This window comes from Pseudanabaena sp. UWO310, assembly GCF_006861605.1.
Classification (GTDB): Bacteria; Cyanobacteriota; Cyanobacteriia; order Pseudanabaenales; family Pseudanabaenaceae; genus Pseudanabaena.
In genome coordinates this window covers 15,253-41,427 of the sequence record NZ_SELU01000038.1, presented here as the reverse complement: position 1 = coordinate 41,427, position 26,175 = coordinate 15,253, and the positions used below count along the sequence as shown (strand labels likewise).

Genomic DNA, 26,175 nt, shown 5'->3' with positions numbered 1-26,175 from the left:
CATAATTAAAAACCAGATTCAAAACCTGTAGCGCACACTCAGTGTGCGCTACAGGTTTTTGGGTTTAATCTCTATGGGCGATCGCCGTTGCCATCTTCAGGAGGTTTAGGTGGTATACCCAAAGCCTCAATGAGTTTCTCTTTAGTTACCCCCAACTTCTTCGCTGCGGCATCTAAATCAGGGCGAGGTGGTCTCGATTTAGGTGCTTCTCCTCCATTGGATTCGGGTGGTTTAGGTGGTATACCTAAAGCTTCAATCAATTTTTCTTTGGTTACCCCCAACTTCTTAGCGGCGGCATCTAAATCAGGACGAGGTGGTCGATTACGAGGCTTTTCCTGATTGGATTCGGATTGTGCTTGAGCCGATAAATTTAGGTTAAATGAACTAGGTACTGTGGCGACTGCGCTCCCTAATAGAAGGGCGATCGCTATAGCTGGCATTGATTTAGTAAATTTATTCATCGCTGTGGTCATTGCTATGGTGTGAAGTTGCGTTTGACTATTCCATCAAAACCTAAAAAAATGATCGTTTCCTTAGCAAAAGGATTACAGTTTTGTAATTTTCCTTATCCCCGAAGCGCGTAGCGATCGCTATAAGTAGTTCGGCATAATTAAAAACCAAAACCAGAGAGCATACCGCCCGCGCAGCGAGCGGTATGCTCTTCTAGGTTTTAAGTTTACTTATGCCTAGCTACTTACATAACATCAGTTCGGGTTAAACTGGCAAATTTTCAAAGCCCAAAGTTAAAAGCCTTGCGTAGCAAGGCTTTTAACTTTGGGCTTTAAGAAAGGGTTTGCTTAGGACAAGCCCCAAAGATGAGTGGCGGCGCGAAGCGCCGCCACTCATCTTTGGGAATTGGACTAGCTCTTTGCAGGAGGTAGGGATAACTTGACATGGAGTTCTTTTAACTGCGAGTCATCCACACTGGATGGTGCATCGGTCATTAGATCACGAGCTTGCTGGGTTTTGGGGAAGGCAATGACATCACGAATGGAATCGGCTCCAGAGATCAACATCACTAAGCGATCGAGCCCAAAGGCTAGTCCCCCGTGGGGAGGCGTGCCATATTCAAAGGCTTCCAATAGGAACCCAAATTTCTCTTTTGCCTGTTCGGGAGTCAGTCCGATCGCGGCAAAAACTTTTTCTTGAACATCGCGCTTGTGAATCCGAATGCTACCGCCGCCAATTTCTGTACCATTGAGTACCAAGTCATAGGCTAGGGCGATCGTATTTACGTCAATGGGTTGACCGTTCTCAATGTCTTGGGGGCGGGGAGAGGTGAAGGGATGATGCAGAGCCTCTAGTCTCTTCTCATCCGCATTCCACTCGAACATGGGGAAATCGGTTATCCACACGAAATTGAGTTTTTGATCGTCGATTAAACCTAATTCCCGACCGAGGGCTAGGCGCAGACGATAGAGGGATTCATTGACGATCGCCTTCTCTCCAGCCCCAAACAACAGAATCGTGCCTGCGGTTGCTCCAGTACGCTCTAGCAATTCCTGCTTGACTTCTTCGGTGAGACTATCCTTAAGTGCGCCGATCGTATCGATTACGCCACCTTCGCGAACGCGGATAAAGGCTAATCCCTTTGCCCCATATTGAGCAACCAAATTAGCAAGATCGCCGCCTGGTTTAATGCGTGTATTAGAAATTGCCGCATCGCCACCGAGTACGGGTAAAACTTTGATAATGCCGCCATTGGCAACCGTGTTAGCAAAGACCTTAAAGCCAGAATTGACAAATAAATCGGATACATTGACTAATTCCATGCCAAAGCGGGTATCGGGGCGATCGCATCCATAGCGATCCATCGATTCGGCATAGGTGAGGCGGGGGAAGGAGCCTAATTCCAATCCTTTAACGGTCTGGAAAATATAGCGAATTAGTTTTTCATTGAGTTCGATGATTTCTTCCTGAGACATGAAACTCATTTCCATGTCCAGTTGGGTAAATTCAGGTTGACGATCGGCGCGTAGATCCTCATCACGGAAACATCGAGCGATTTGATAATAGCGATCGCATCCTCCCACCATCAACAACTGCTTAAATAATTGTGGTGACTGAGGCAAGGCGTACCATTGTCCCGCATTAACGCGGCTGGGGACGAGGTAGTCTCGCGCTCCTTCGGGAGTAGAGCGGCAAAGAATTGGTGTTTCCACTTCCATAAATCCATACTCATCTTCAAGGAAGCGGCGAATGGATTTGACAACTTCAAATCTCAGTTTGAGATTGCTCGATAGGCGATCGCCTCGCATATCGAGATAGCGATATTTAAAGCGTAGTTCTTCTTTAATCGTGTCCGCTTCAGAAATTAGGAAGGGTAATGGCTTGCTGACAGCATTGAGCAATTCGATGGATTCGGCATAAATTTCCACTTCCCCTGTGGCGAGTTTGGGATTGAGGGATTCTTCAGGACGCTGAGAAACTTTGCCAATAATTCTGACTACATACTCGTTTCGCATTTCTCCCGCAAGGTCATAGGACGCTGGAGTTCGTTGGGGATCGCTAACGATCTGGACGATTCCTGTGCGATCGCGCAGATCTAAAAAGATCACTCCACCATGATCCCGTCTGCGATCGATCCAACCGCACAAGCTAACTGTTTGTCCGAGATGTTCGGCATTGAGGTGACCGCAATAGTTGCTACGCATCATGATGTTATTGGCGAAACTTTAGAGAAAAAAGTAAAAACTGGAATTTTGACCATTTACTATAATAACTTGTAAAGCGTTAGCCCCAACATAAGTGTTGGAAGAAGTGTTTCAAGAATTTGGTGAGTAGCTAGTCACAATTAAATATAAAGCCCCAAAACCTGTAGCGCACGCTGCGCGTGCGCTACAGGTTTTAGGTACTTATAGCAAGGTGAGTTGCGGCGCGAAGCGCCGCAACTCACCTGTTGCTATGTATAATGCCGCATAACTAAAGATGGGCATTGCAAAGCGCCTATGCGATATCTCTTCACAATTCTCGTTGCTGGGGGTAACATGGCTGTAACCTTCGTGGCAATCTCATGACAGCAGTACCGACAGTTCGCACGCATCGATTGACCAAGCAGTTTGATAACCATGTGGCGGTCAATCACCTCGATTTGCAAATTGATCGAGGTGAAGTTTATGGGCTAATTGGCCCCAATGGGGCGGGAAAAACCACCTTAATTCGGATGCTTGCTGCTGCGGAAGAGCCCACCGCAGGTGAAATTTATATTAATGGGGCAAGGTTTTTACGGGGACAAAACAATCCCGAACTAAAGAGGCAATTGGGCTACTTACCCGATGACTTTCCACTTTACGATGACCTTACGGTTTGGGACTATCTCGATTATTTTGCCCGCTTATATTTTTTGCGCGATCCCCAGCGATCGCAGAGATTGCATGAGGTGATCGAGCTAGTGGAGCTACAGCAAAAAAGGAATGAAGCGATCGCTACCCTGTCACGGGGGATGAAGCAGCGACTTAGTCTCGCTAGGAGCATTATTCATAATCCCACCTTGCTATTGCTAGATGAACCCGTGTCAGGACTCGATCCCCTTGCGAGGGTGCAGGTTCGCAATATTATCAAGTCCCTCCAACAGCAAGGAATGACCATTCTCATTTCATCGCATATCCTCAGTGACCTTGCCGAAATCTGTACTTCGATCGGGATTATGGAGTTAGGTACTTTGGTTGAAAGTTCACGGCTACAGGCTCTATACGATCGCAGTAACCAAGACCGCCAACAGATTCTCATTTCTACTCTCGGTAATATTGAAGACTTACAATCGGCTTTAAAGCGATCGGAATTAATTCAAGAGGTGGAGGTTCTTCCAGATATGTCAGTGGTAAGGGTTCAATTGGCTGGAAGCACAGAAGACTGTGCGGGATTGCTGAAATCTCTGATTGAATTGGGGATTCCGATCTCCGACTTTCATCGAACCCAAGAAACCCTAGAAAATATTTTCTTAAAGTTAGGCTATAGGCAAACAAGTTAGGCTTATCCTGAGCATGATGCCAAGCTTGGGGTATTGCTTATATAGCGATCGCTTGGATGCTATTGGTGATCGCCTGCTCTGCGGCAGAAGCCGTTAAGGGATGCGAAAATAAATAACCTTGCCCAAACTCACAACCTAATTTTTTTAAAATCTCGACCTGTTGTTCCGTTTCGACCCCTTCAGCGACGACACTCATATTTAAGGTATGGGCTAGCATGGTAATTGTCCGCACGATCTCAATATTTTCGCCGCCATCACTCATCTGACTGACAAAGGCTCGATCGATTTTGAGAATATTAATGGGAAAGCGATGCAAATAGCTGAGAGAGGAATAGCCCTGTCCAAAATCATCAATGCTCAATTGGATATTTCTCGCCCGCAATTGTGCCAGTTTGGCGATCGTCTGTTCTCCCTGATCCATTAAAGTGCTTTCCGTAATTTCTAAACGGATCGAACTGCCATTGACCCCAGTTTCGGCAAGGATGATATCGAGCTTATCTAAAAGATCTGGTTCACGGATTTGATGGCTTGCTAAATTAATACTCATTTTCAAATGGGCAGCTTCGGGGAACTTCTGGAGCCAGTCCGTCAATTGTTGGCAGGCTTCCCTAAGAACCCAATCCCCAACTGCCACAATTAACCCAGTATCCTCAGCTAGAGGAATGAATTCTATAGGCGAAATAAAGCCTCGTTTGGGATTCTTCCAACGAATTAGGGCTTCAAATCCAGCAAGCTGATCGGTGGCTAGGCAAACGATGGGTTGATAATAAAGTTCAAATTCCCGATGTTCGAGAGCATAGTGCAGTTCACTCTCTAATTGCGTTAATCGCAAGGTTTGTTCGTACATTTCTTGATCAAAGAGCGTATATCGTCCTTTGCCCAGAGATTTAGCCCGATACATGGCAATATCTGCATCCCTCAGGAGATCGATACAGTTATCATAATCTGGCGTACTGATCACAATGCCAATGCTCGCACTAGGAAAAATCGCTTCGCCCCCGATCGTGATGGGAGAGAGAAACCGATGCAGAATACGATCAGCAACGGTTAAGGCTTCACTCACATCTTGAATATCATCTACCAGAATTGTAAACTCATCGCCCCCCAGCCGAGCCACGGTATCAATCGATCGCAAGCAGTCTTGCAATAGTGCGGCGATCGCTTGTAAAAAGCGATCGCCCATATTATGCCCAAGACTGTCATTAATCATTTTGAATCGATCTAAATCAATGAAAAAGATCGCAAATAGATAGTTGGAATTGCGTTTACTGTATTTGATCGCATGATCTACGCGATCCATAAATAGATTGCGGTTGGGTAAACCCGTTAAAGCATCATGGGAAGCATCATGGGCAAGCAATTCGATCGAATCAGAAAGAGCCGAATTTAACTCGCGCAGTCTGGAAACATACATATAGCTCTGCATTACCATCATGGAGCCGATAAAGGTATATAGCGCAGGAGCAAGAGGTATCCACCAACCTCCTAAAAATAGTAAATAGCTGCCACCAATCAGAAAGCCCATGCCGAAAATTACCGTCCCCGTTAGCAGGACTAATCTTTTGGTGGAGAAAATCCAAACGATCGCCGCACCAGTGATCGACCAGATCGCAATCCACATTTCTTCGCCAATATCTGACCAAACATGAAATAGAGGTCGCCGATCGCTCGCTGCACCCAAGATTAACTTAACGAGATTGGCTTGAAATTCTACCCCTGACATCTGAGCGGGTGAGGTAATAAAATTACTGCTATAGGGAGTGTAAAATACATCATTGAGACTGGAAGCCTGCGCTCCAATCAAAACAATGCGATCGCGCATCAGATCGGGAGCAATCCGATTTTCTAAAATATCTTCAAGGGAGACGGAGTGGAACTTTTGCGAGGAGCCGTGGTAATTCATCAAAACTTGATAGCCTCCCGCATCAATACGGACATAGCCGCCATCGGTATTTTCTAAGGGCTTAAAAACAGCTTCCCCAAGTTGTAAATATCCAGATGGTGAGGACTGTGGCTCTATGCCCTTATCTTTGAGGTATATGAGGGAAACTGCTAGCCCCAAACTAGGTAAACCTTCATTCCCTTTAGGCATTGGATATAGCAAAGCTCGACGTAATCTACCATCGGGATCGACAATTACATCATTTGCCGATACTTGACCTAGAGCCTTGAGTACAGGGGAGGGGCTAATGGCAGTACTAAAGCGATCGTTAATGCTTTTTTCAATACCGATCAGATTGGGAGTGGTTTTAAATATTTCCTCAAGTTCTTGGTATCCATCTCCCACAGGAATATCTCGATAAAGATCTAAGCCAATTACTTTGGGCTTTTGTGCGCGGATTTTGCGTAAAATTTTAGCGAGGGTGCGATCGGAGGCGGGCCAACTCCCTAAGTAGCGAATATCCGATTCTTGTACGCCAACGATAACGATTCTCTCGTCTACAGGCTCCATAGGACGCAACTGTACGAATAGATCGAAAGCTGCCCATTCGCTAGGCTGCAACCACCCTAACCAACGCAATCCAAATACTAATAAGTACACACTTCCGCTAGACAGGAAAAATCCACCCCACTGTTTGAATCTAAGCGGTAAATTTTCCCAGTTTGCTTTTAGAGTTTTAATCGCGATCATCTAAGAGAATTTAATGAGAGTAGTAAGCCTAACTTGTTGGAGTAAGTCCTGATAAAGAATCCTCAACTAAGGCGATCTCCACTATGTCTTGGCTCTGCAACTAAAGTTTCACAATCGTACCAAACTAATGCTTAGATGTATGCAAGCCCTTTGTCGTAATTATCTCAGCATAATTCCATCAGTTCTCGAAACCTCAACCCAATAATTAGCGTTGCGGCGCGAAGCGCCGCAACGCTAATTATTGGGTTTTGATGTCTATTTCTTTGGGGCGAAGGGAGTAGGATATAAAAAAGAGGGTTGCTGCGCGGAGCGCGGCAACCCTCTTTTTTATGTCTTGATAAAGTTGATGGCAGCTCTAAATGTGAAATTTAGCAATTCTAGCAATTCTATGGCACCAGTCCTCAGACAAAATCAAATACCAGAGTAATACCAATTCCCAAAATGGCGTTGCCATTTTGGGAATCTCAAAACCTTACTGGATTTGGTTTTTAATTCATGAAAGTGTTGCCACACTTTCGTGAATTGGTATAAAGCACCAGTGCGCACTGGTGCTTTACTCTGGCTTTGATGGAGTGATGGAATCCTGATAAGTAGCTAGGTATAATTAAAAACCAAAACCAGAGAGCATAACGCCCGCTGCGCGGGCGTTATGCTCTTCTGGGTTTTAAGTTTACTTATGCCTAGCTATTTACATATTGCGATCGCCATCGGATCTAGCGATTTTTGGGTTATCGCAGATAAAATGACGACCTATACAAATTTCACAAAATTTACAAAGATCGAATCACCAAATGCTTAGAATAAAAAGTACGCCCCCCGCGTTTCTTTATTCTTCTTAAATTAGGAATTTAAATTAAGCATAATGGCGGTTGATTAGTAATTACAGGATGGACTATATTCTATGCGTGGATGAAATCGAGATCCGCCGCCTTGAGTGCGTTGTGGTTGAGGACGATCCGTTGGAGTATACCCAGTTTGGTCATTTGCGAAAGTTACTTCTGGCTGACCAAGTGTAAGAATCATCCCCCCTATGCAGGCAATAGAAGCTGGCAGAATATTTCTATAATTTGTTAGCAACATAGCAATTCTGACTCTTAAGCTACAAAAAAGATTTTACCCTATCTATCGAAAAAATATTACTTTATATAACTTTCTGATAACCTTTTGTGGTGCAAAAAAGTTTTATAGGATGCTAAAAGGGTTTATATATTGAAATTGGTTTTATACGCATATAATTTCCATTTGATTTGCTCATTCATTGTCTGAAATCCTTTATAGGGTAGGCATGTGTTATTACTTAGCATTCGATACTTAGCATCCGATAGTATGGGGGAATACAAAGTAAAATCGACTACAAAATCAAAAATGTCATTGGGGATTAGTTTGTGTATGTAGGCGAATATTGTGAGAGATGTAGCTTCGGACACAAACCCCCAAAGAGAGTTGCCGCGCTCTGCGCGGCAACTCTCTTTGAGGTTTTGATTTTGTCCTAACAAAACTGGCGGCAGCTATACTTGGCTATAGAGTAAATGTAAAATCCTTTACGAGCATTCCTGGAACGAAAATACCTCCAAGCGATCGCTTTTCATAGGTACTTACGTTAGGAATAAATTCGCGAAAATCCGTTAATTCCTCTAGGTTTTTGCCCAAAAAATTATAGATGCTATCGTCAAAGCGTAGATTTTCAATGGGGGCGATCAACTCGCCTTGATCTACCCAAAAGCAGGCATAGCGTGTCATACCCGTGATCCTGCCACCCGTGCGATCGCTCCAGTTTAGGTAATGGAGGTTTGACAAGTAAAGTCCAGTATCCAATTGTTGGAGAATATTGGCTGCTGCTAAGCTGCCTGCGGCAACTTCAGGCGATCGCATTGATTCACCCACGCTCGCGCCATTGCCTACTTTGTTATATTCCTTAGCACTGCGCGAACTAATTAAAGTATTGACGAGATTGCCATTGGCAATGACGGGCAAAATTTCAGGAGCGACTTCTCCGATACTGTTGAAGCGAGGCACATTCCCGTAGGTGAAATTCTCGCTAAGAGATAGTAAGGGAGAGAGGCTTTTTTCTTGATTCTTTAATTTCAAAAGAGCGCTGCTACTCTGTTGCAAGCTCGATTCGCCCACGCTGTTTGCAATAAAGCCTAATAGATCCGACGCTGCCGCAGGGGCAAAGTAGGTGTGATATTGTCCGCGCTCTAGAGTTTTGCTTGGTCTTTGTAGGGCTGCTAATTGTTCCTTTGAGCGGTTAATCTGGAAGTTATAATTCTCTGGTTGCCATTCTTTACCAGCATAAATTCCCTTGACTGCTTTTTCGCCAGAATTCGTTTGGACAAACATGGAATAATCGACAAAAAAAGAATCCGTGGCAAACCAATGTCTCTGACCTGCGGAGTTAGCATTGGCGCGGATGATTAAGCCAGAGGCGTATAGCCCCGCGAAATCTACGGTGCTATTGACGGGATTGGTGACTGGGGTGAGAATTGCGGCAATCGCCTCTTCGGTGTTTAACAAATTGCCCTGATAAACTTCACGGCTGGAACCTTGGTTTTCGGGAATAACCAGATAGGGATTTTCGGGGATTTGGGCGACTTCTTGTCGCAAATAATCGAGACTAGCGATCGCGTAAGCCGTATCATGATCAAGATTGCCTGTAAATGGGAACTCAGCATAGGCTTCCCTCTGATTGCTGATTAACGAAATTGTGATATTTCCATCGGCAACAAATCCTGATTGGCGCACTTTTGCCTTGTTAAATCTGGTAAATTGGCTGCGCTCGCTCTCTAGGCTAATAGTTAAATATTCACTACTATACAGACTCGTAATTAGGCGATCGGTTAATTGATCGAAAACATCTTCTAGTAACTGTTCTTCCAGATGTCTGCCCATTAATCTGTCCATTAAAAATTAACTCCCAGCAAAAGTTTGTATGTAAGTAGTTCAGCTAGTTCGGTATAGTTCAAACTACTTTAAACATAACATTTACAGAAAATATAGCTATAGTCAGTAATGTTGGGACAAACATCAAACCCAATCAAGAGTTGCGGCGCTTCGCGCCGCAACTCTTGATTGGGTTTGATGTCCTGACTTAAGTGGCTATAGCTATATCAAGAACGCTTTGGTTGTAGGTAGGTAGCTAGACGTAATTAAATATAAAACTTGCGGCGTACGCTGCACGTACGCCGCAGGTTTTAGGATTTTTGTGGATAAGCCCATAAGTATAAGTGGGCTTATCCACAAAAATCCTCGGCAATACTTACGCCATTTCGTCCAACTTGTGATAACGTATTGGCACTTTCGTGCTGTCAAAACTCGACCTCGCGCATAGTCTATTCTCAGATTGTTAAACCTCGGTCAGCCCGCGATCGCCCTATGTACATTAAAAATGTAGAACTCACCAGATTTAAGTCCTTTGGCTCTACTGTATCGATCCCACTGATGACGGGTTTTACAGTGGTTTCTGGTCCCAATGGTTCGGGTAAATCGAATATTCTTGATGCTTTGCTATTTGCGCTGGGGCTAGCAGGTTCTAAGGGGATGCGCGCCGATCGCTTGCCCGACTTGGTTAACCAAGCCCATAGCAAGAAGGGACGGATGGTTGAAGCGATCGTTACCGTTACCTTTGCCTTAGATGAAACTGAGATTTCGGCTTTTCAAACCGAGGGGATCGAAGTTCCTACGGCGGAGGGAAAGGAAATTGGTGAATGGACGGTGATGCGGAAGTTACGGGTTACTAGCCAAGGAACCTATACTTCGACTTACTATATTAATGGAACGCCTTGCAATTTAAGCGAACTGCATGAACAGTTAGCCAAATTCCGCATTTATCCCGAAGGCTATAACGTAGTTTTGCAGGGTGACGTAACGGGCATTATCTCGATGAATTCGCGGGAAAGACGGGAAATTATTGATGAATTGGCAGGGGTGGGTGAGTTCGATCGCAAAATTTCCACCGCAAAAGATAAGTTAGACGATGTTAAGACCCAAGAGGAGCGATTTCGGATTGTCGAGCAGGAACTCATTGCCAATAAGGATAAATTAAAAAGCGATCGCGTGAAGGCGGAGAAATATAAAGCGCTACGCTTGGAATATGAGCAGATGGAAGCGGCGGAATCCGTACTTAAACAGCGTGAGATTTTATATAACCAATCACTCCGTAATGTTGAATTAGTCAATAATAAGGAGCAATGCGGCAATTTAGAGAAATCCTTAACCGAACTTTCGCAGGTAATTGAAGTCGGTACAGTTCATCTCAATGAATTAAACGATCGCGTCCATACCCTTGGCGAAGAAGAATATCTATCTGTTTCGAGTAACTTGTCCGCACAACAGGCAGAACTGCGAGGCTTGCAACGCCAACAGCAGTCTCTGACTAGTTCTTATCAAAACAATCAAACCCATATTGTCAATACCCAAGAGGAAATCGATCGCCTCCTTCGCGAAGCTGAAGAACTAGAATCGCAAAAGCAATTTAAGGAAGAGTCGGTCGTTACGGCGGAAAAAGCTCGCGATCAACAGGCGGCGATCGTTTCGCAATATCGCAAGGAAGTCCAAGCGATCGCCTCCGCTTCATCGGATTGGGTACGTCAGCAGACCCAATTACGCCACGACATCGATAAGCTGCAAGGAGAACTCGATCCGCAAAAGCAGGAGCAAACTAGACTGAAAGAAGTCCTTAACCAGCGATCGCTGCAATTGGAATCCCAAGATCGCGAACTGCAAGAAATCCTTGCAGGCGAAGGACGCTATGCTGTCGATATGCTTTCTAATCAGTCCCTTGAGGATGCCTTGCGCTTGCAAGAGGCTGAGGTAAATGGAGCGGAAATCTTAGTACAGACCTTAGCCAAAAATCTTGCGGAAGCTCAGTTAGAAGTACAGCTCCAAAATGAAACGATCGAGCGCTTGACGCAAGAGCAGAGAGTTAAGACTCGCCAACTCGATAAATTGGAAGCACAGGTGCAGGCAAGTCGCGAAGTACAGGGAACCAGAGCGTCGCAAGTAGTCATTGAAGCCGATATGTCTGGCGTGTATGGTTTAGTTGCCCAATTGGGACTGGTCGAGCCCAGATTTCAATTAGCCCTTGAGATCTGTGCGGGGGGACGCTTAGGTAACCTTGTGGTGGAAAACGATGAAGTAGCTGCCGAAGCGATCGCCTTGCTGAAGCGCGAGCGGGCTGGGCGAGCCACGTTTTTACCCCTCAATAAGTTGCAAGCGGCGAGATTTCCTTCTCGCATCGAAGCTCAGAAATTAGGGGCGATCGACTATGCCTTTAACCTCGTTACCTACGAGGATCGTTACCAAGATGTCTTCTCCTTTGTTTTTGGCAATACGCTCGTATTTGAGACGCTCGATCAAGCGCGATTTCACATTGGCAAATATCGTATGGTGACCCTTGAGGGCGAGATTCTGGAAACATCAGGAGCGATGACGGGCGGCAGTGTTATTCAGCACAATAGTTTGCATTTTGGTAATGCCAAACCTGCGGAATCTTCCGAAACTAAGCAACTGCGCGATCGCCTTATGGAAATCGATCAGATGCTAACGCGACTCAACCAACGTTTGCGGGGAGCCTTAACGGGGATCGCTAAGTATGAGGAGCAACTGCAATCCGCAAGAACTAACCATCGCGAAGCTCAACTCAAGCGCGATCGCATTTACGAACAGATCGAGCGTAACAGCCGCGATCGCTCTCGTTTGCAAGATCGAATTCAACAAACCCGTGCGGCGATCGAAATCGGTCAAGCGCAATTAATTTCCCTAGATGGTAATACAGCCGAACTCGAAGCCCAGTTGATGGTCAAACGGGCTGAGCTTACCGAGCTAGAGAAATCAAGTACCCATAGCCGCTGGTTGCAAGCGCAAGATGCGTTACAGGGACAAGAAGCTCTATTGAATAGTGCCGAAATTGAACTGCGTACCGCCAAGCAACAGCTAGGAGAATTAGAAAACCAGCATAAGTTAGCCTTGGAGAAAATGGCGCAACGTCAAACTCGACTTCAAGAATTACGCAGTACTCAAGCGGAGCTGATCAATAGCACATCGCAAATTCAGCATCAACTCAAGCAGACTGAAACGGCGATCGCCTCCTATCAGTCCCGCTTGGAAGTTCTCGAACAGACAATTGGTGCGGCGAAACAGGAACGCGATGCCTGTGAGCGATCGCTGCGCACACAGCAACAGCAACAGCAGCAGATGCAGTGGCAGATGCAAAAAAATCACGAACGGCAAGCCGAACTTGAACTGCAAATCGCTCAATTTGCCGAACAGCTCAGTCAGATCGAACTTCCCGATCCGATCCCTGAAGTTCCTGAAACCATGACTCTAGAGCAGTTGCAGCTAGAGCAGCGGCGCTTGCTCAAGCGGATTCAGTCCATGGAACCCGTAAATATGATGGCGATCGCGGAATATGAAGCCACATCTCAACGTCTAGACGAACTCAGCACTCGTCTCGAAACCCTCAATCAAGAGCGTACCGAACTCTTGATCCGTATTGAGAACTTCACCACGCTGCGCCAGCGTGCCTTTATGCAAGCCTTTGATGCCGTTAACGGACATTTTAAAGAAATTTTTGCCGAGCTCTCCGATGGTGATGGTTATCTGCAACTGGAAAATCCCAATGCCCCCCTTAGTGGTGGGCTTACCCTAGTTGCCCATCCTAAAGGCAAGCAAGTCCAACATCTTGCATCCATGTCTGGGGGCGAAAAATCCCTTACAGCCCTCAGTTTCATCTTTGCGCTTCAGCGCTATCGTCCTTCGCCCTTCTATGCCTTCGATGAAGTCGATATGTTCCTAGATGGTTCCAACGTCGAGCGCTTGTCGAAAATGGTTCGCAAGCAAGCTAACCTCGCACAGTTCATTGTGGTCAGCCTGCGTCGCCCCATGATCGAAGCATCGGAACGCACGATCGGGGTAACCCAAGCACGTGGCGAACATACTCAGGTATTGGGCTTAGAACTGCGATCGGGCTGATACGAAACCAAAAAGGCGGCGCTTCGCGCCGCCTTTTTGGTTTCGTATCAGCGATAGTAGTGACAAATTTGTTTCTGGAGAGGGGGCGCTTTTTGCTAGACTAGAAAAAGTGTTTGAAGGCAATTGACAATAAATCTTCCAAACTACATTTAAAAACTACTCACTCAATCTTTTGTCTCGGAGATAACCACACTATGGCTCGGATGTACTACGACACGGACGCAAATCTTGAATTTCTAGCAGGTAAGACAGTCGCAATTATCGGCTACGGTTCTCAGGGTCACGCCCATGCCCTTAACCTCAAGGATAGCGGCGTGGATGTCATCGTGGGGTTATATCAAGGCAGTCCCTCATGGCAAAAAGCAGAATCTGAAGGTCTTACTGTTAAGACCGTTGCTGATGCATCGGCTGCTGCTGACCTGATTATGATTTTATTGCCTGATGAAACTCAAAAAGCAATTTATGCTACCGAAATTGCACCCAATCTCAAAGCAGGCAATACCCTAGCCTTTGCCCATGGTTTTAATATTCACTTCGCGCAAATTGTACCTCCTGCCGATGTGGATGTGATCATGGTCGCACCTAAAGGTCCGGGACATTTGGTACGTCGTACCTATACCCAAGGTCAAGGCGTACCTGCATTGTTTGCTGTGTATCAGGATGCAACGGGCAATGCTCGCGATCGCGCTATGGCCTATGCCAAGGGTATCGGCGGCACTCGCGGTGGCGTTTTGGAAACAACTTTCCGCGAAGAAACTGAAACCGATTTATTCGGCGAACAAGCCGTACTTTGCGGTGGTTTGTGTGCCTTGATCAAAGCTGGCTTTGAGACCCTTGTTGAAGCGGGTTACCAACCAGAACTCGCCTACTTTGAATGCTTGCACGAAGTAAAACTCATCGTAGACTTGGTGGTTGAAGGTGGTATGTCAAATATGCGCTACAGCATCTCTAACACCGCTGAATATGGTGATTACACTCGCGGGCCTCGCGTAGTTACCGAGCAGACCAAAGCCGAAATGAAGAAAATTCTCTCCGAAATTCAGTCTGGTCAATTTGCTCGCGAATTCGTTCTCGAGAACCAAGCTGGCAAGCCTGGATTCACTGCTATGCGCCGCCAAGAAGCCGAGCATCAGATCGAATCTGTCGGTAAAGATCTTCGCGCCATGTTTAGCTGGTTGAAGAAAATTTAGTTCTAATTAGTCACTAAACAGCTAAAGATGGGCGGCGCTTTGCGTCGCCCATCTTTATGCTATAGCTATAGCTAAATAAGTTAAGACATAAAACACAGAAGAGTGTTGCGGCGCTTTGCGCCGCAACACTCTTCTGTGTTTTGTTTTTGTCCTAATATAACTGGCTACTGCTATATTTATACCAATTCACGAAAGTGTGACAACACTTTTGTGAATTAAAACCCAAACCTAGCAATTTTTAATTGGAATTCACCGCAGGGACTGGGGGATTAATGGGGGAATTGGGCATGGATTTAATTTTCATATAGGCTTCAATCGTTTGCACTGCCAAAGGTGCGGCAACCGCACTACCACCACCACCACCTGCATTCTCTGCAAATACAGTCACCACAATTTCAGGGTTTTCATAGGGGGCATAGACCGTAAACCAAGCATGGTTGAGGCGAGGAGGATCCTGTGCTGTACCCGATTTCCCAGCCATGCTAATCTCTGAGGAATTGAGTGCTGCCGCCGTTCCAAAATCAAAAACCGATCGCAATGCCTTTTGCACCGCCGCTAAATTAGTTGGCGATATATTTAGAGATTGCCGCCATTCCTTAGCATCACTATCTTCTAGAAGAAAATGCGGTCTGATTTTGAATCCACCATTAGCGATCGCCGCTGTCATCATGGAAACTTGGACGAGGTTTGCCTGTACGTCACCCTGACCGATTGACATATTTAAGGTATTCCCAACATACCAAGGCTCACCGATTACTCGTTTCTTCCATTCTTCGTCGGGAACCGTGCCTTTAGTTTCCTCCTCCTTGATTTCTAATCCCGAATATTCGCCATAGCCATACTTTCGCGCCCATGTTGCTAGATCCTTTTCCCCCACGCGCATACCTACTTGCCCAAAGAAAGTATTGCTGCTATACGCCATCGCCTCGGAAAAGCCAATCGTACCAAATCCCGCATGGTTGTGATCCCAAAACTGAAACCCACCCACATCCAGATAGGGGTATGTGGGCAGAACATCATTAATGCCAAACTTATTAGTTTCTAAACCTGCCGTCATTGTCACAACTTTGAAAGTACTGGCTGGAGGATATACTTGGAGTACTCGATTGACAAAAGGATGATCTTTTTCTTGCAGACGTTTCCATGTTGCTTCGGAAATTTTGCCAGAAAAAAGATTGGGATCAAAGGCGGGATGACTAACCATCGCCAATACCTCGCCATTATTAGGATTCATCGCCACAATCCCGCCCTGTTGCTCGCCTAAAATCTTTTCTACGGCTTTTTCTAAATCTAAGTCAATCGTCATTTTGACCGCATTACCTGATTTGGGCGGTTTCTGTCCCAAAATGCGTAATACCTTACCAAAAGCATCCACTTCTACCTGCTGTCCGCCCCATTCTCCCCGCAACTGATTTTCAAAGGCATATTCCACCCCTGATTTGCCGATCACATCTCCGGGGCGATAGCCTTTTTCCCGTAGTTTTGGTAATTCTTCGGCGGTTAGCTCTCCCGTATAACCTAGTACGTGAGCTGCAACATCGCCATTGGGGTAATAGCGCACAGCCTCTGGTTCAACCTTGACCCCCGGCAGTTCGAGACTATGCTCGGAGAGTACTGTTACGAGCTTGGGACTAATTGCCGTTGAGACGCGGACTAGATTGGGAGAGTTGTAGCCTTCTTGCTCCAATTTGTCCGTAATCGTTTGCGCCGAAACGCCAATCAACTCAGCTAAGCGCTTAATTGTGGGTTGCCATTTATCCTTGGGCTGAGCGATGGGCCAGAGATACACCACATGAGCTAAGCGACTGGAGGCAAGAATATTCCCCTTGCGATCGAAAAGTCGTCCTCTTTCGGGAGGTTTGGCAATTAGTCTGATCCGATTATTTTCGGCTAATTGTTGATTGCGATCGCCTTCGATCAGTTGTAAATAAAAAAGTCGTCCGCCTAAAATCCCGATCAGTACCAATACACTTAACAAAAATAAAACTGCGGCTCGCATCCCCTTTCCCATGGTGCGGGTGTTTTCGGTAGGATTAAAGGGCGAAATTTGTCGTTGAGTAAAGGTCATATTGCTTAGAAACGATTTTAGGAAAGATTTTTTCGCTAGAATAAGATCTAGATCTATTGTATGGCGATCGTGAATTTAATTAATTCCATTGCATGTTTGGTGAATAGCGTGGCTATTCAAAAAATATCAAGGCAGGCTATAGCAGTTTTTCAGAGGAGTTAAAAGTTCGTGATTGTGACACCTGTACGTCCAGTAGGACGAAAGTGGAGTAATCTCAGTTTTACTTCAACCCTCTATCTTGCCCCAGTACTGGATTTGTTGCTAGACGAAGTCCCTTCAGAATGGCAACCAGAGTTACGCTTGGGACTGCAAGAAGCGCTAGTCAACGCCGTTAAGCATGGTAATTCCTTCGATCCATGCAAACAAATTACTGTTAAATTCTCAATAGTTTCACAAATGTACTGGTGGATTATCACCGATCAAGGTGATGATCTTCAATCTTCGGGTGGAGGCAAAGACGATCCGACTCCTTGCCATGATTTGGAATGTGGTAGGGGTTTCTATATACTACGCAAAATTTTTGAGCATGTGCATTGGGATTGCGATACCCATCGCTTGACTCTTTGCAAAAAAATTGATCGTTCGAGCAAACCAATGATCGTCTAGTAAGTAGCTAGGCATGAGTAAACTTGAAGAGCATAGCAGACGCTATGCTCTTCAAGTTTACATATCAATAAAAAAGCCGAAAAAACATGAGGTTTGTCGTGCTTTGCAAGGTAACTTTCATGTTTTTATACCAAAACACAAAATGGCGTAGTCATTTTGTGTTTTGCAAACCCTTACTGGGTTTGGTTTTTAATTCACAAAAGTATTGTCATACTTTCGTGAATTGGTATTAAATATTGAACAATCGAGTAGAGATTCGGATTTAGTTCGAGATAATGCCTTTTATCTGGTGGCGATCGCTATAATGGTGACAAATAAATAGTGACAAATACTTAGTCTAAATTTTTAGACTAAAACTTTAGCCTCAACCTAGCCGTCATAGCTAGATCGATAATTTAACTTTATGAATGTGTTGGTTTATGGGTAACTAATGCATAAAAAAGTACAAAAGTTTGTTTCCCTAGAGACAAAACGGCGTATTTGACATAAAGTTTAAAATAAGGTTATGAAAATCTTAACAACTATCTTTGCCAAGGCGAAATTAAAAGTATGACTCCGATGACATTATTAGCTGAAGCTCCAGTAGAACGTCTAGGTCGGCCGGTAGATGTTGAAATAGATAGCGAAAAAGCGCGAGAATGTATTGCGGTAGTAGATGCATCGATCCCAGACTGGCTAAGAAGTGGATGGGAGAAATCGCAAAGGGGGGAGAGTTTAGAGAATGAAGATGTTGTTTGTCGGGCTTTAGATTTTGCCTATCGGCTCCATGATGGTCAATGCCGAGCTTCGGGAGAACCCTACATATTGCATCCCATCTCGGTGGCAGCAATTTTGAAGGATCTTGGTGGTAGTAATGCCATGATTGCCGCAGGTTTTTTGCATGATGTGGTTGAAGATACCGATGTATCCTGCGATCAAATTGAAGAGAAATTTGGGAAAGAAATTCGTCAATTGGTGGAAGGAGTAACTAAGTTATCGAAATTTAGTTTTGAGAGTAAAACAGAAAGTCAAGCCGAAAATTTTCGCCGCATGTTTCTGGCTATGGCTCAGGACATTCGGGTAATTATCGTCAAGCTGGCCGATCGCTTGCACAATATGCGAACGCTGCAACATCTCCGCTCCGAAAAACAAGTCTTGATTTCCAGAGAAACCCGCGAGATTTTTGCACCTTTAGCAAACCGTTTGGGTTTAGGGCAGATCAAGTGGGAACTCGAAGATATTGCGTTTAAATATATCGAGCCAGAGCAGTATCAAATGATGGAATCTTTGGTCGCTGAGACCCATGAGAGCCGTCAGGAGCAACTAACGGAGGTGACCAAGGTGTTAGGCGATCGCCTTGCATCTATGGGGATTGATGATTTTGAGATTAGCGGCAGACCGAAACATTTGTATGGCATCTTCCGTAAAATGGAACGCCAAAAGAAACAGTACAACGAGATTTACGACATCCAAGCCGTGAGGGTGATCGTCAATACCAAAGAGGAATGTTACCGCGTCCTTGCCGTCGTTCACGATCATTTTTGTCCGATTCCGGGACGCTTTAAAGACTATATTGGGTTGCCCAAACCCAATCGCTACCAATCGCTACATACGGCGGTGATTGGACCTAAGGGGCAACCTGTGGAGGTGCAGATTCGGACATGGGAAATGCATCACATCGCTGACTATGGAATTGCCGCGCATTGGAAATATAAAGAGAGTAATTCGGTCAGCAAACCACTCAAGGGGGACGACCAAAAGTTTACTTGGCTGCGTCAATTAGTAGAATGGCAAAGGGAACTGAAAGATCCCCAAGAATATCTTGATAGTGTCAAGGAAGATTTATTTGATAGTGAAGTATATGTGTTTAGTCCGAAAGGAGATGTGTACTGTTTGCCTCGCGGAGCGACACCCGTAGACTTTGCCTATCGAGTGCATACGGAAGTAGGTAATCATTGTTCGGGAGCCTTGGTCAATAATGTGATGGTTCCTTTGCAACGTCCGCTCAAGCATGGCGATATCGTTACTATCCTCACGCAAAATAATGCCCATCCCAGTACCGACTGGATTAATTTTGTTGCTACAAATTCGGCAAAAAGCAGGATTCGCCAGTGGTTTAAGCGATCGCGTCGCGAAGAGAATCTCGCTTTAGGGCGCAATGCTTTAGAACGCGAACTAGGTAAAAATGGATTGGAAGCATTGCTCAAATCCGATCAAATGCAGAAGTTAGCAGAGCGATGTAACTATCATAATGTCGAGGATCTGATTGCAGGTATTGGTTATGGGGAAACCTCGGTTAATGCGGTAGTTAATAAGCTGCGGGAAAATCAACATAACGAGCGCTACTTCAACCCTCAAAAGTTTGAATCGCGTCACGAACCAGCCCATAACCACAATTCTAAATCGCCTATTTTGGGCATAGAAGGGATGGTCTATTCGATCGCAGGTTGTTGCGCTCCATTACCAGGAGAACCGATTTCAGGAGTTGTCGCGCTAGGAAGCAATCGCGGGATCACGATCCACCGTAACGATTGTAATAACCTTGCCAGTATTCCTAGCGATCGCCTTCTCCATGTGGGTTGGAATTACCAGAAAGAAAGCGATCGCGATCAAACCTATCCCATTGATATTCGGGTGGAAACGATCGATCGCGTTGGGGTATTACGGGACATCTTAACCCGCCTATCGGACAATAAAATTAACGTGCGTAGGGCGAATGTCCAGACCAAGAAAGGCAAAGCCGCAATTATTGATCTCAGTATCGATATTAGCGATCGCCACCAATTTGATCGGGTGTGCAATCAAATTAAGAAAATGTGTGACACCCTTTCTGTTTCTCGACTTGTTGGAGAATAAAGTTAAGGGAGCCGTTTCGCTCTCCCTTTAGGATCTCTCTTTAGGATCTCTCTTTAGGATTTCATGGAAAAATCATGAACTTTCAAACCATCGATCTTAGTCCAGTGATCTCACTGACTCGCGAGTTCATCAAGCTCTGTGCGGCAAACCCTGAAATGAAACTAGAGCGCACTGCTAAAGGAGAATTAATCGTTATGTCCCCAACGGGCGGCGAGACTGGTAGTTTTAATTCTGATCTCAACGGTGAACTCTATGTATGGAATCACTCATGCAAACGAGGTAAAACCTTTGATTCATCGACTGGGTTTAGTTTGCCGAAGGGTAGCGATCGCTCTCCCGATGCAGCAAGCTAAAAATTGATGTTAAGATCGAACCAACGTATCTCCTAGAGTTACTATGCAAACCACGCAAGCGCCAATCAAAACTACTGGTTCCCCACCTTCTAATATTCCCTCCACACCAATTAGCCTCCCCGATCATAAACAACTGCCAGATTCAGACGGAACCTTTGTGAAAAATTTTCAGGAACATCCACAAAGTATTGTTTTAACTAGTTCGATCAGCCCTATTTTAGAAAAATTACATCCCGATGGACGCTACTGCATTGGGCAAGATAGCGGCATTTATTGGAGGCTAATGGAACCACCCGAAAAAGGAGCCGAAGCGCCCGACTGGTTTTACGTTCCTAATGTATCGCCGCTTCTCGATGGTGAATATCGCCGTTCCTATGTATTGTGGAAAGAATTTGTTGCCCCCTTAATTGCGATTGAATTTGTTTCTGGCAATGGGACTGAAGAAAGAGACACAACGCCGCCTAGTGAAACCGAAAAAGCTGGTAAATTCTGGGTTTACGAACAAGCCATTCGGATTCCTTTTTATGTGATTTTTGATGCATGGAAAGATGATCTTGAGGCTTATCACTTGGTTGATGGGCGTTATATCCAGATGCAACCCAATGATCGCGGACACTTTGCGATCGCCCCGATGGGTGTGGAACTTGGGCTGAAATTAGAGAATGGTGTATCTTGGTTGCGCTGGTGGGATGAGTCGGGGAATTTGTTGCTAACGGGTGATGAACGGGCGATCGCGGAAAAACAGGCGCGATTGGATGCTGAGGCGATCGCCGATCAACAACGGGCGATCGCCGATCAAGAGCGACAACAAAAAGAAAAATTAGCGAATTACTTAAGGTCGATAGGTGTTGATCCTGAGGCAATTTAACTGTCCTGCTCTGATTGTTATACTGAATGAAAGAATCAAGCTAACCTAACGTACTGAAAGCTATGATTACAGTTTCTTCCGAATACCGCCAACTCCCCACTGCGGAAGAGCTACCTGACTCCGACGAAACCCCTGTGGATAATGAACTCCAAAATGATATTCCCAATATGCTGCTTAATTTATTGCGGTCAATTTGGGGCGATCGCCAAGATTGGTTTTGGGGTGTGGATATGGGGATTTATTATGAGCCAAATATTGAGGAGCCAGAAAAATCAAAGGTAATTGTTCCCGATGGATTTTTGGCTTTAGGTGTACCGCGTCGGATAGATGAAAACGGACGCTTGAGCTATGTGCTATGGCAAGAAAAGGTATTACCAGTTTTGGTATTAGAAGTCATCTCCAAGAAATATAACGGTGAATACGATCGCAAACTACAGCTATATCAAGATTTAGGAATGCTTTACTATGCGATTTACAACACCTCAAGCGGTCGCAGAGGAATTTATAAAAAGCACGAATCTTTAGAAGTTTATAAATTAATCGATGGCAAGTACGAATTAATGCCATCGGTGACGCTGTTGTCGGAAGTTGGCAAAGTAGTATGGATGCCAGAAATTGGCTTGGGGCTTGGTTGTGAGCGCAGTATTAGTGCTGATTGGGATCGGGAATGGCTCTATTGGTACGATCGCGATTGTGTCAGGTATTTGACTGCGGAAGAGCGAGTCGAGCATGAACGTCAACAAAAGGAAAAACTAGCGAATTACTTAAGATCAATAGGGATCGATCCTGATCAAATTTGATCTGATTTACAGCAATTACCGATCAAACGAACCACAAGGGAATTTTTGAAAGCGTTGCTAAGCAACGCTTTCAAAAATTTCCTTAGTTTGGGTTTGAGCGCAAAGCGCTGTAATTTGATTAGAGCGATTACCTAATACCAATTCCCAAAAATGTAGCCACATTTTTGGGAATTGAAAACCAAACCCAGTAAGGGCTTTAAAATCACAAAATGGCTACGCCATTTTGTGATTTGGTATAAAAGCATAACTCCATAAACATAAAATTTACCTACAAATTAATTTATGATGATTTCCACAAATATAGTCCGCCAATTAGCCCTAAATCGTTGGAGACGATCGCTACTTTAGTTAGTAAATGAGGGGGTAAACTAAGGTTAACTAAGCGAGAATTGCCACCACCGAGATATATTTTGTCAAAATTAAATAATTTATAGAGCGTAGCGATCGCCTCTGATAATCGGTTATTCCATATTTCTACACCAACTTGATCGAGAGCCGCTTGTCCTAAGAGATCTTCGTAGGTGTGGCGATCGCGCCAAATATGCTGACCGATTTCTAGATTGGGTAATAATTTGCCATCCAAAAAGAGGGACGAGCCAAAGCCAGTGCCTAGCGTAATTACCAACTCCACCCCATGACCCGCGATCGCGCCACAGCCCTGTACATCGGCATCATTGGCGATCCTAAAGGGCTTGCCTAACTTCTGACTCAATACTTCGGCTAAAGGAAACCCATCCCAATCGGGATGTAAGTTAATGGCTCCTCTTGTGATGCCATTTTCGACAACACTGGGAAATCCGATAGAAAGGCGATCAAATTCTCCCTGTGTCCAAATCAGATCGATTAATGTCGCTACAATCACATCTGGCGTTGCGGGATGTGGTGTATGAATAAGTGACCGATCGGAGATTGCCGTACCATCATCTTTTAAGACGATCGCCTTAATACTACTACCACCTACATCGATGGCTAATGTTAATAAACTCACGGGAATAGACTTCTTATATTAGATAATAGAACTAATTAATACCAATTCACAAAAGTGTGACAACAATTTTGTGAGTTGAAAACCGAACCCACTAAGGTTTTTAAAAACACAAAATGGCATAGCCATTTTGTGTTTTGGTATAAGTTAGTTTGCGATCGCATATTGCGATCGCAATATACAATGCTTTGCATTGTCAGAAAACCAATATTTTTACTAGCAGTGTTAAATTGACTGTATTAATAAATAAATGACACCTTAAATGGAAATATTAAGGTTTATTGTATTTTAATGAAATTGGCAATAGAGGCATAAGAACTATGGTGGCATCCTTAATGCTAAGAGCTCCAGCAGATATCCTTAGTAAAGCAAGGGATGAAATTTCCCGTCAGGGTTTTACGCCATCAGATCTGGCAAGTGAGCTTAGTATTGCCGTTCAATTAGTCGATAATTTTTTGAATGGTGAAATCGTCGATCGCCATACCTACAATCTGGTTTGTGAAAAATTAGGTATTTCATTAACAACTTTGCAGGAAGGAGGGGAATTGTCAGGCGAGAATTTGTCCGAGCCTAGCGATGATGATGCAAATAGGGAAACTCCCACGATATTTACGAATGCGAGTAGAAGTAATCGCAATGTCGCGAATGCGAACGAGTTGCTATCTGATGGCGCTAGTAAGGAGCGTATTTCGCAAAACGTTAACCAAAACTCCAGTGATCAAAACTCCAGTGATAATATCGCTCTAAATTTGCTGGAAAATATTGACCTATCCGTACATAGCCTACGGCAAAGAATCTCAGCCGCGCTGATCCGTCAATGCGATCGCCTCAGAATAATTGATGTGAGTGTACCAGTCTGTCTGCATGATTTATATACCGAACTGAGTGTTTTTACTAATTTACCCAGCAGTCAATATCTGGATCTCAATGAAACCTTTGCAAATATCCCTCCCGAACAATACGATCGCTTTTATTTAGATAAGCTACATCCGCCGATAATTCCCGCTAGTAGAGCTTTAGAAGAATTTAAGCTAGTTTTACTCGTTGGCGGACTGGGCTCTGGTAAGACGACCCTACTCAAATATTTGGCAATGGCTTGCGTTGCGGGCAAAATATTACCGAAATATCTACCTGTATTTTTGCCATTGCGATCGCTTGTGTCCCCTAATGACAGTGATCCTTTTACATGGTTAAAGAAACAAATCACGATCTATGGATTGCTAGATGAATCCTCTGATCACCAATTATTAGAACAGTTACTTATTAAAGGTCGTCTATTACTGTTTTGGGATGGGATTGACGACTTGCCAGAAGCCAATCGTGGGGAAATCGTACAGCAAATTACCAACTTTAGCGATCGCTATCCCAAAAATCGGATGGTCTTCTCCTCTCGTAACCCAATCTATGGGCATATCCTCGAATCATTTTCCGCCTTTGCGATCGCCCCTTTTCAAGATTCACAAATTAGCACCTTTGCCAGTAAATGGTTTCAGGTTACTTGCGCGGAAAAACCGAAAAAAAATGAAAAATTCCAACAGCTTTTAGCAACCAATAAGCCCTTAGCAGAAATTGCCCGCAATCCCCTACTACTAACCTATCTATGTAATGTATTCAACAGTTGCGAATATCTTAAGCCCAACTTCTACCAAGAAATTCTCGATCTGCTACTAACGAAATGGAATCAGACTAAATGCTTTCCCCTCCATGGCGATCGCGAACTATCAACTTCACAAAAACAAGATTTACTTTCCTATATAGCCATTGTCTCCCTAGATCGCCATGGTTATGTATGGCAAAATAACGAACTTGAGGATGATTTTCAAGCCTGTATTAGTAACAGCCGCAGCCTAGCTGTTCCCATTGATCGCGATCGGCTCTTGCAGTCCTTTAAGTGGCAACATAGTTTATTGATTGAATGTGCGAAAGGTTTTCATTCCTTAAACTACACCACCTTGCATGATTACCTCGCGGCCTATCGACTTGCCAATAGTGCCCCCAGTGCCGCACAAAACTATCTGCTAGAACGGATATACCTCAGACGCTGGCATGGTGTGATCGTGATGACCATTAGCATCTCCCAACAAGCCGATCACATCCTACAGATGATGAAGCGCAAAATTGACGAGATAGTGAGCAAAGATCCACACTTGCAGTCATTTCTAACATGGGTTAATCAACAGTCGATTCAAATCCGAACTCCATACAAGGCCGTAACAATTCGGGCGTTGTATTTGGATGTCGATCTAGAAAATGCACGTTCCCTCGATCGCGCTCGAGCTTTAGACATTGCCCATTCCCGATCCTTAGAACGGGCTTTGGCAAAAGCAATGGGGGCTGACAATAGCATTACAGAGACGCAGGTCGATATCGATTACACCATTAATCTCGCGCTCAATCTTGACTTAGCCCTATACTTTGCCAATCACCCCATTTTAGAGCTAGCCTGCGTTCTGGAACCCGATCTATCTAGAGCCCTACAATTTTTGCGCCAGAAGTTTCCCGATCCTTACAAAAACCGAGATGTTTTTGCAAAGTGGTGGCAAGCTAAGGGTTTAGATTGGTCGAAAAAGCTGCGTAATTTAATTGTTCAGCATCGGAAAAGTTCTCAGGAGTGGCAATTTAGTGACACTCAGTTGAAGGTATTGCGAACCTATCACGATGCGAACAAGCTATTGATCGAATGTTTAAATAATGCTGAATATGTCAGTCCCTTAATTAAAAATCAAATTGAGTCCACTTTGCTACTGCCGCAGGGTGAGTACAACCTGCTGCATTACTAATTTCAACGTGAGTTCGGGATAATTTGAAACTGTCAGAGCGTAAAGGGTTTGCGTAGCAAACCCTTTACGCTCTGACATCGGGATACTTTATCTGGGCGAAGTCGCAGCCTCTCTCATAC

Annotated in this window: 16 protein-coding genes; 10 read left to right on the top strand and 6 right to left on the bottom strand. The window is 44.7% G+C overall.

Annotated elements, in window-relative coordinates:
* Positions 1 to 71: 71 nt before the first annotated feature.
* On the bottom strand, positions 72 to 473 hold the full coding sequence (locus PseudUWO310_RS13700; RefSeq protein ID WP_223805666.1) for a hypothetical protein: 402 nt from the start codon (positions 471 to 473) through the stop codon (positions 72 to 74).
* Positions 474 to 860: 387 nt separating this feature from the next.
* A complete protein-coding gene (gene aspS / locus PseudUWO310_RS13695) occupies positions 861 to 2,654 on the bottom strand; it encodes an aspartate--tRNA ligase (RefSeq protein ID WP_142602196.1) in 1,794 nt (597 codons plus the stop codon).
* 359 nt (positions 2,655 to 3,013) lie between these two features.
* Here aspS and PseudUWO310_RS13690 point away from each other — a divergent pair, with 359 nt between their 5' ends.
* A complete protein-coding gene (locus PseudUWO310_RS13690) occupies positions 3,014 to 3,970 on the top strand; it encodes an ABC transporter ATP-binding protein (protein ID WP_142602164.1) in 957 nt (318 codons plus the stop codon).
* 37 nt (positions 3,971 to 4,007) lie between these two features.
* Here the strand turns inward: PseudUWO310_RS13690 and PseudUWO310_RS13685 are convergent, their stop codons facing one another.
* The gene (locus PseudUWO310_RS13685) at positions 4,008 to 6,512 is read right to left on the bottom strand and encodes an EAL domain-containing protein (RefSeq protein ID WP_223805665.1); all 2,505 of its coding nucleotides are present in this window, start codon (positions 6,510 to 6,512) and stop codon (positions 4,008 to 4,010) included.
* A 766-nt stretch (positions 6,513 to 7,278) separates the two neighbouring features.
* On the opposite strand from PseudUWO310_RS13685, the gene PseudUWO310_RS23640 reads away from it, so the two are divergent.
* Entirely contained in the window at positions 7,279 to 7,401 is a 123-nt protein-coding gene (locus PseudUWO310_RS23640; protein WP_263363442.1) for a hypothetical protein, read from the top strand.
* Positions 7,402 to 8,120: 719 nt separating this feature from the next.
* On the opposite strand, the gene PseudUWO310_RS13680 is transcribed toward PseudUWO310_RS23640, so the two are convergent.
* A complete protein-coding gene (locus PseudUWO310_RS13680) occupies positions 8,121 to 9,503 on the bottom strand; it encodes a metallopeptidase TldD-related protein (RefSeq protein WP_142602159.1) in 1,383 nt (460 codons plus the stop codon).
* A 471-nt stretch (positions 9,504 to 9,974) separates the two neighbouring features.
* Here PseudUWO310_RS13680 and smc point away from each other — a divergent pair, with 471 nt between their 5' ends.
* Together smc and ilvC are read left to right on the top strand one after the other, a co-directional pair.
* Positions 9,975 to 13,571, top strand: coding sequence for a chromosome segregation protein SMC (gene smc, locus PseudUWO310_RS13675; RefSeq protein WP_142602156.1), 3,597 nt, complete (start codon positions 9,975 to 9,977; stop codon positions 13,569 to 13,571).
* Between the two features lie 194 nt (positions 13,572 to 13,765).
* Positions 13,766 to 14,761, top strand: a complete 996-nt coding sequence (ilvC, locus tag PseudUWO310_RS13670; protein WP_009625173.1) for a ketol-acid reductoisomerase — start codon at positions 13,766 to 13,768, stop codon at positions 14,759 to 14,761.
* 238 nt (positions 14,762 to 14,999) lie between these two features.
* Here ilvC and mrdA read toward each other — a convergent pair whose 3' ends face one another.
* Positions 15,000 to 16,829, bottom strand: coding sequence for a penicillin-binding protein 2 (gene mrdA, locus PseudUWO310_RS13660; RefSeq protein WP_009625174.1), 1,830 nt, complete (start codon positions 16,827 to 16,829; stop codon positions 15,000 to 15,002).
* Positions 16,830 to 16,997: 168 nt separating this feature from the next.
* On the opposite strand from mrdA, the gene PseudUWO310_RS13655 reads away from it, so the two are divergent.
* From PseudUWO310_RS13655 to PseudUWO310_RS13635, 5 genes are all read left to right on the top strand, one after another.
* On the top strand, positions 16,998 to 17,435 hold the full coding sequence (locus PseudUWO310_RS13655; RefSeq protein ID WP_009625175.1) for an ATP-binding protein: 438 nt from the start codon (positions 16,998 to 17,000) through the stop codon (positions 17,433 to 17,435).
* A 549-nt stretch (positions 17,436 to 17,984) separates the two neighbouring features.
* The gene (locus PseudUWO310_RS13650) at positions 17,985 to 20,270 is read left to right on the top strand and encodes a RelA/SpoT family protein (protein WP_142602154.1); all 2,286 of its coding nucleotides are present in this window, start codon (positions 17,985 to 17,987) and stop codon (positions 20,268 to 20,270) included.
* A gap of 74 nt (positions 20,271 to 20,344) precedes the next feature.
* The gene (locus tag PseudUWO310_RS13645) at positions 20,345 to 20,623 is read left to right on the top strand and encodes a Uma2 family endonuclease (RefSeq protein WP_223805664.1); all 279 of its coding nucleotides are present in this window, start codon (positions 20,345 to 20,347) and stop codon (positions 20,621 to 20,623) included.
* 43 nt (positions 20,624 to 20,666) lie between these two features.
* The gene (locus tag PseudUWO310_RS13640) at positions 20,667 to 21,491 is read left to right on the top strand and encodes a Uma2 family endonuclease (protein WP_190316026.1); all 825 of its coding nucleotides are present in this window, start codon (positions 20,667 to 20,669) and stop codon (positions 21,489 to 21,491) included.
* A gap of 62 nt (positions 21,492 to 21,553) precedes the next feature.
* The gene (locus PseudUWO310_RS13635; RefSeq protein WP_142602152.1) at positions 21,554 to 22,291 is read left to right on the top strand and encodes a Uma2 family endonuclease; all 738 of its coding nucleotides are present in this window, start codon (positions 21,554 to 21,556) and stop codon (positions 22,289 to 22,291) included.
* 280 nt (positions 22,292 to 22,571) lie between these two features.
* Here PseudUWO310_RS13635 and PseudUWO310_RS13630 read toward each other — a convergent pair whose 3' ends face one another.
* Positions 22,572 to 23,279 (bottom strand): ROK family protein, encoded by a 708-nt coding sequence (locus tag PseudUWO310_RS13630; protein ID WP_142602150.1) that lies wholly within the window; start codon positions 23,277 to 23,279, stop codon positions 22,572 to 22,574.
* A 317-nt stretch (positions 23,280 to 23,596) separates the two neighbouring features.
* Between PseudUWO310_RS13630 and PseudUWO310_RS13625 the strand changes: the two genes are divergently transcribed.
* Positions 23,597 to 26,056 carry an NACHT domain-containing protein gene (locus PseudUWO310_RS13625; RefSeq protein ID WP_142602148.1) on the top strand — a complete coding sequence of 820 codons (2,460 nt, stop codon included), beginning with the start codon at positions 23,597 to 23,599 and terminating at the stop codon, positions 26,054 to 26,056.
* Positions 26,057 to 26,175 lie beyond the last annotated feature (119 nt).

What these genes read in the sequence shown, in the direction of transcription:
- smc (WP_142602156.1), top strand. Translation starts at nt 9,975, where the DNA reads ATGTACATTAAAAATGTAGAACTCACCAGATTTAAGTCCTTTGGCTCT.
- PseudUWO310_RS13625 (WP_142602148.1), top strand. Translation starts at nt 23,597, where the DNA reads ATGGTGGCATCCTTAATGCTAAGAGCTCCAGCAGATATCCTTAGTAAA.
- PseudUWO310_RS13700 (WP_223805666.1), bottom strand. Translation starts at nt 473, where the DNA reads ATGACCACAGCGATGAATAAATTTACTAAATCAATGCCAGCTATAGCG.
- PseudUWO310_RS13635 (WP_142602152.1), top strand. Translation starts at nt 21,554, where the DNA reads ATGATTACAGTTTCTTCCGAATACCGCCAACTCCCCACTGCGGAAGAG.
- PseudUWO310_RS13690 (WP_142602164.1), top strand. Translation starts at nt 3,014, where the DNA reads ATGACAGCAGTACCGACAGTTCGCACGCATCGATTGACCAAGCAGTTT.
- PseudUWO310_RS13680 (WP_142602159.1), bottom strand. Translation starts at nt 9,503, where the DNA reads ATGGACAGATTAATGGGCAGACATCTGGAAGAACAGTTACTAGAAGAT.
- PseudUWO310_RS13645 (WP_223805664.1), top strand. Translation starts at nt 20,345, where the DNA reads ATGAACTTTCAAACCATCGATCTTAGTCCAGTGATCTCACTGACTCGC.
- mrdA (WP_009625174.1), bottom strand. Translation starts at nt 16,829, where the DNA reads ATGACCTTTACTCAACGACAAATTTCGCCCTTTAATCCTACCGAAAAC.
- PseudUWO310_RS13640 (WP_190316026.1), top strand. Translation starts at nt 20,667, where the DNA reads ATGCAAACCACGCAAGCGCCAATCAAAACTACTGGTTCCCCACCTTCT.
- PseudUWO310_RS23640 (WP_263363442.1), top strand. Translation starts at nt 7,279, where the DNA reads ATGCCTAGCTATTTACATATTGCGATCGCCATCGGATCTAGCGATTTT.
- ilvC (WP_009625173.1), top strand. Translation starts at nt 13,766, where the DNA reads ATGGCTCGGATGTACTACGACACGGACGCAAATCTTGAATTTCTAGCA.
- aspS (WP_142602196.1), bottom strand. Translation starts at nt 2,654, where the DNA reads ATGCGTAGCAACTATTGCGGTCACCTCAATGCCGAACATCTCGGACAA.
- PseudUWO310_RS13650 (WP_142602154.1), top strand. Translation starts at nt 17,985, where the DNA reads ATGACTCCGATGACATTATTAGCTGAAGCTCCAGTAGAACGTCTAGGT.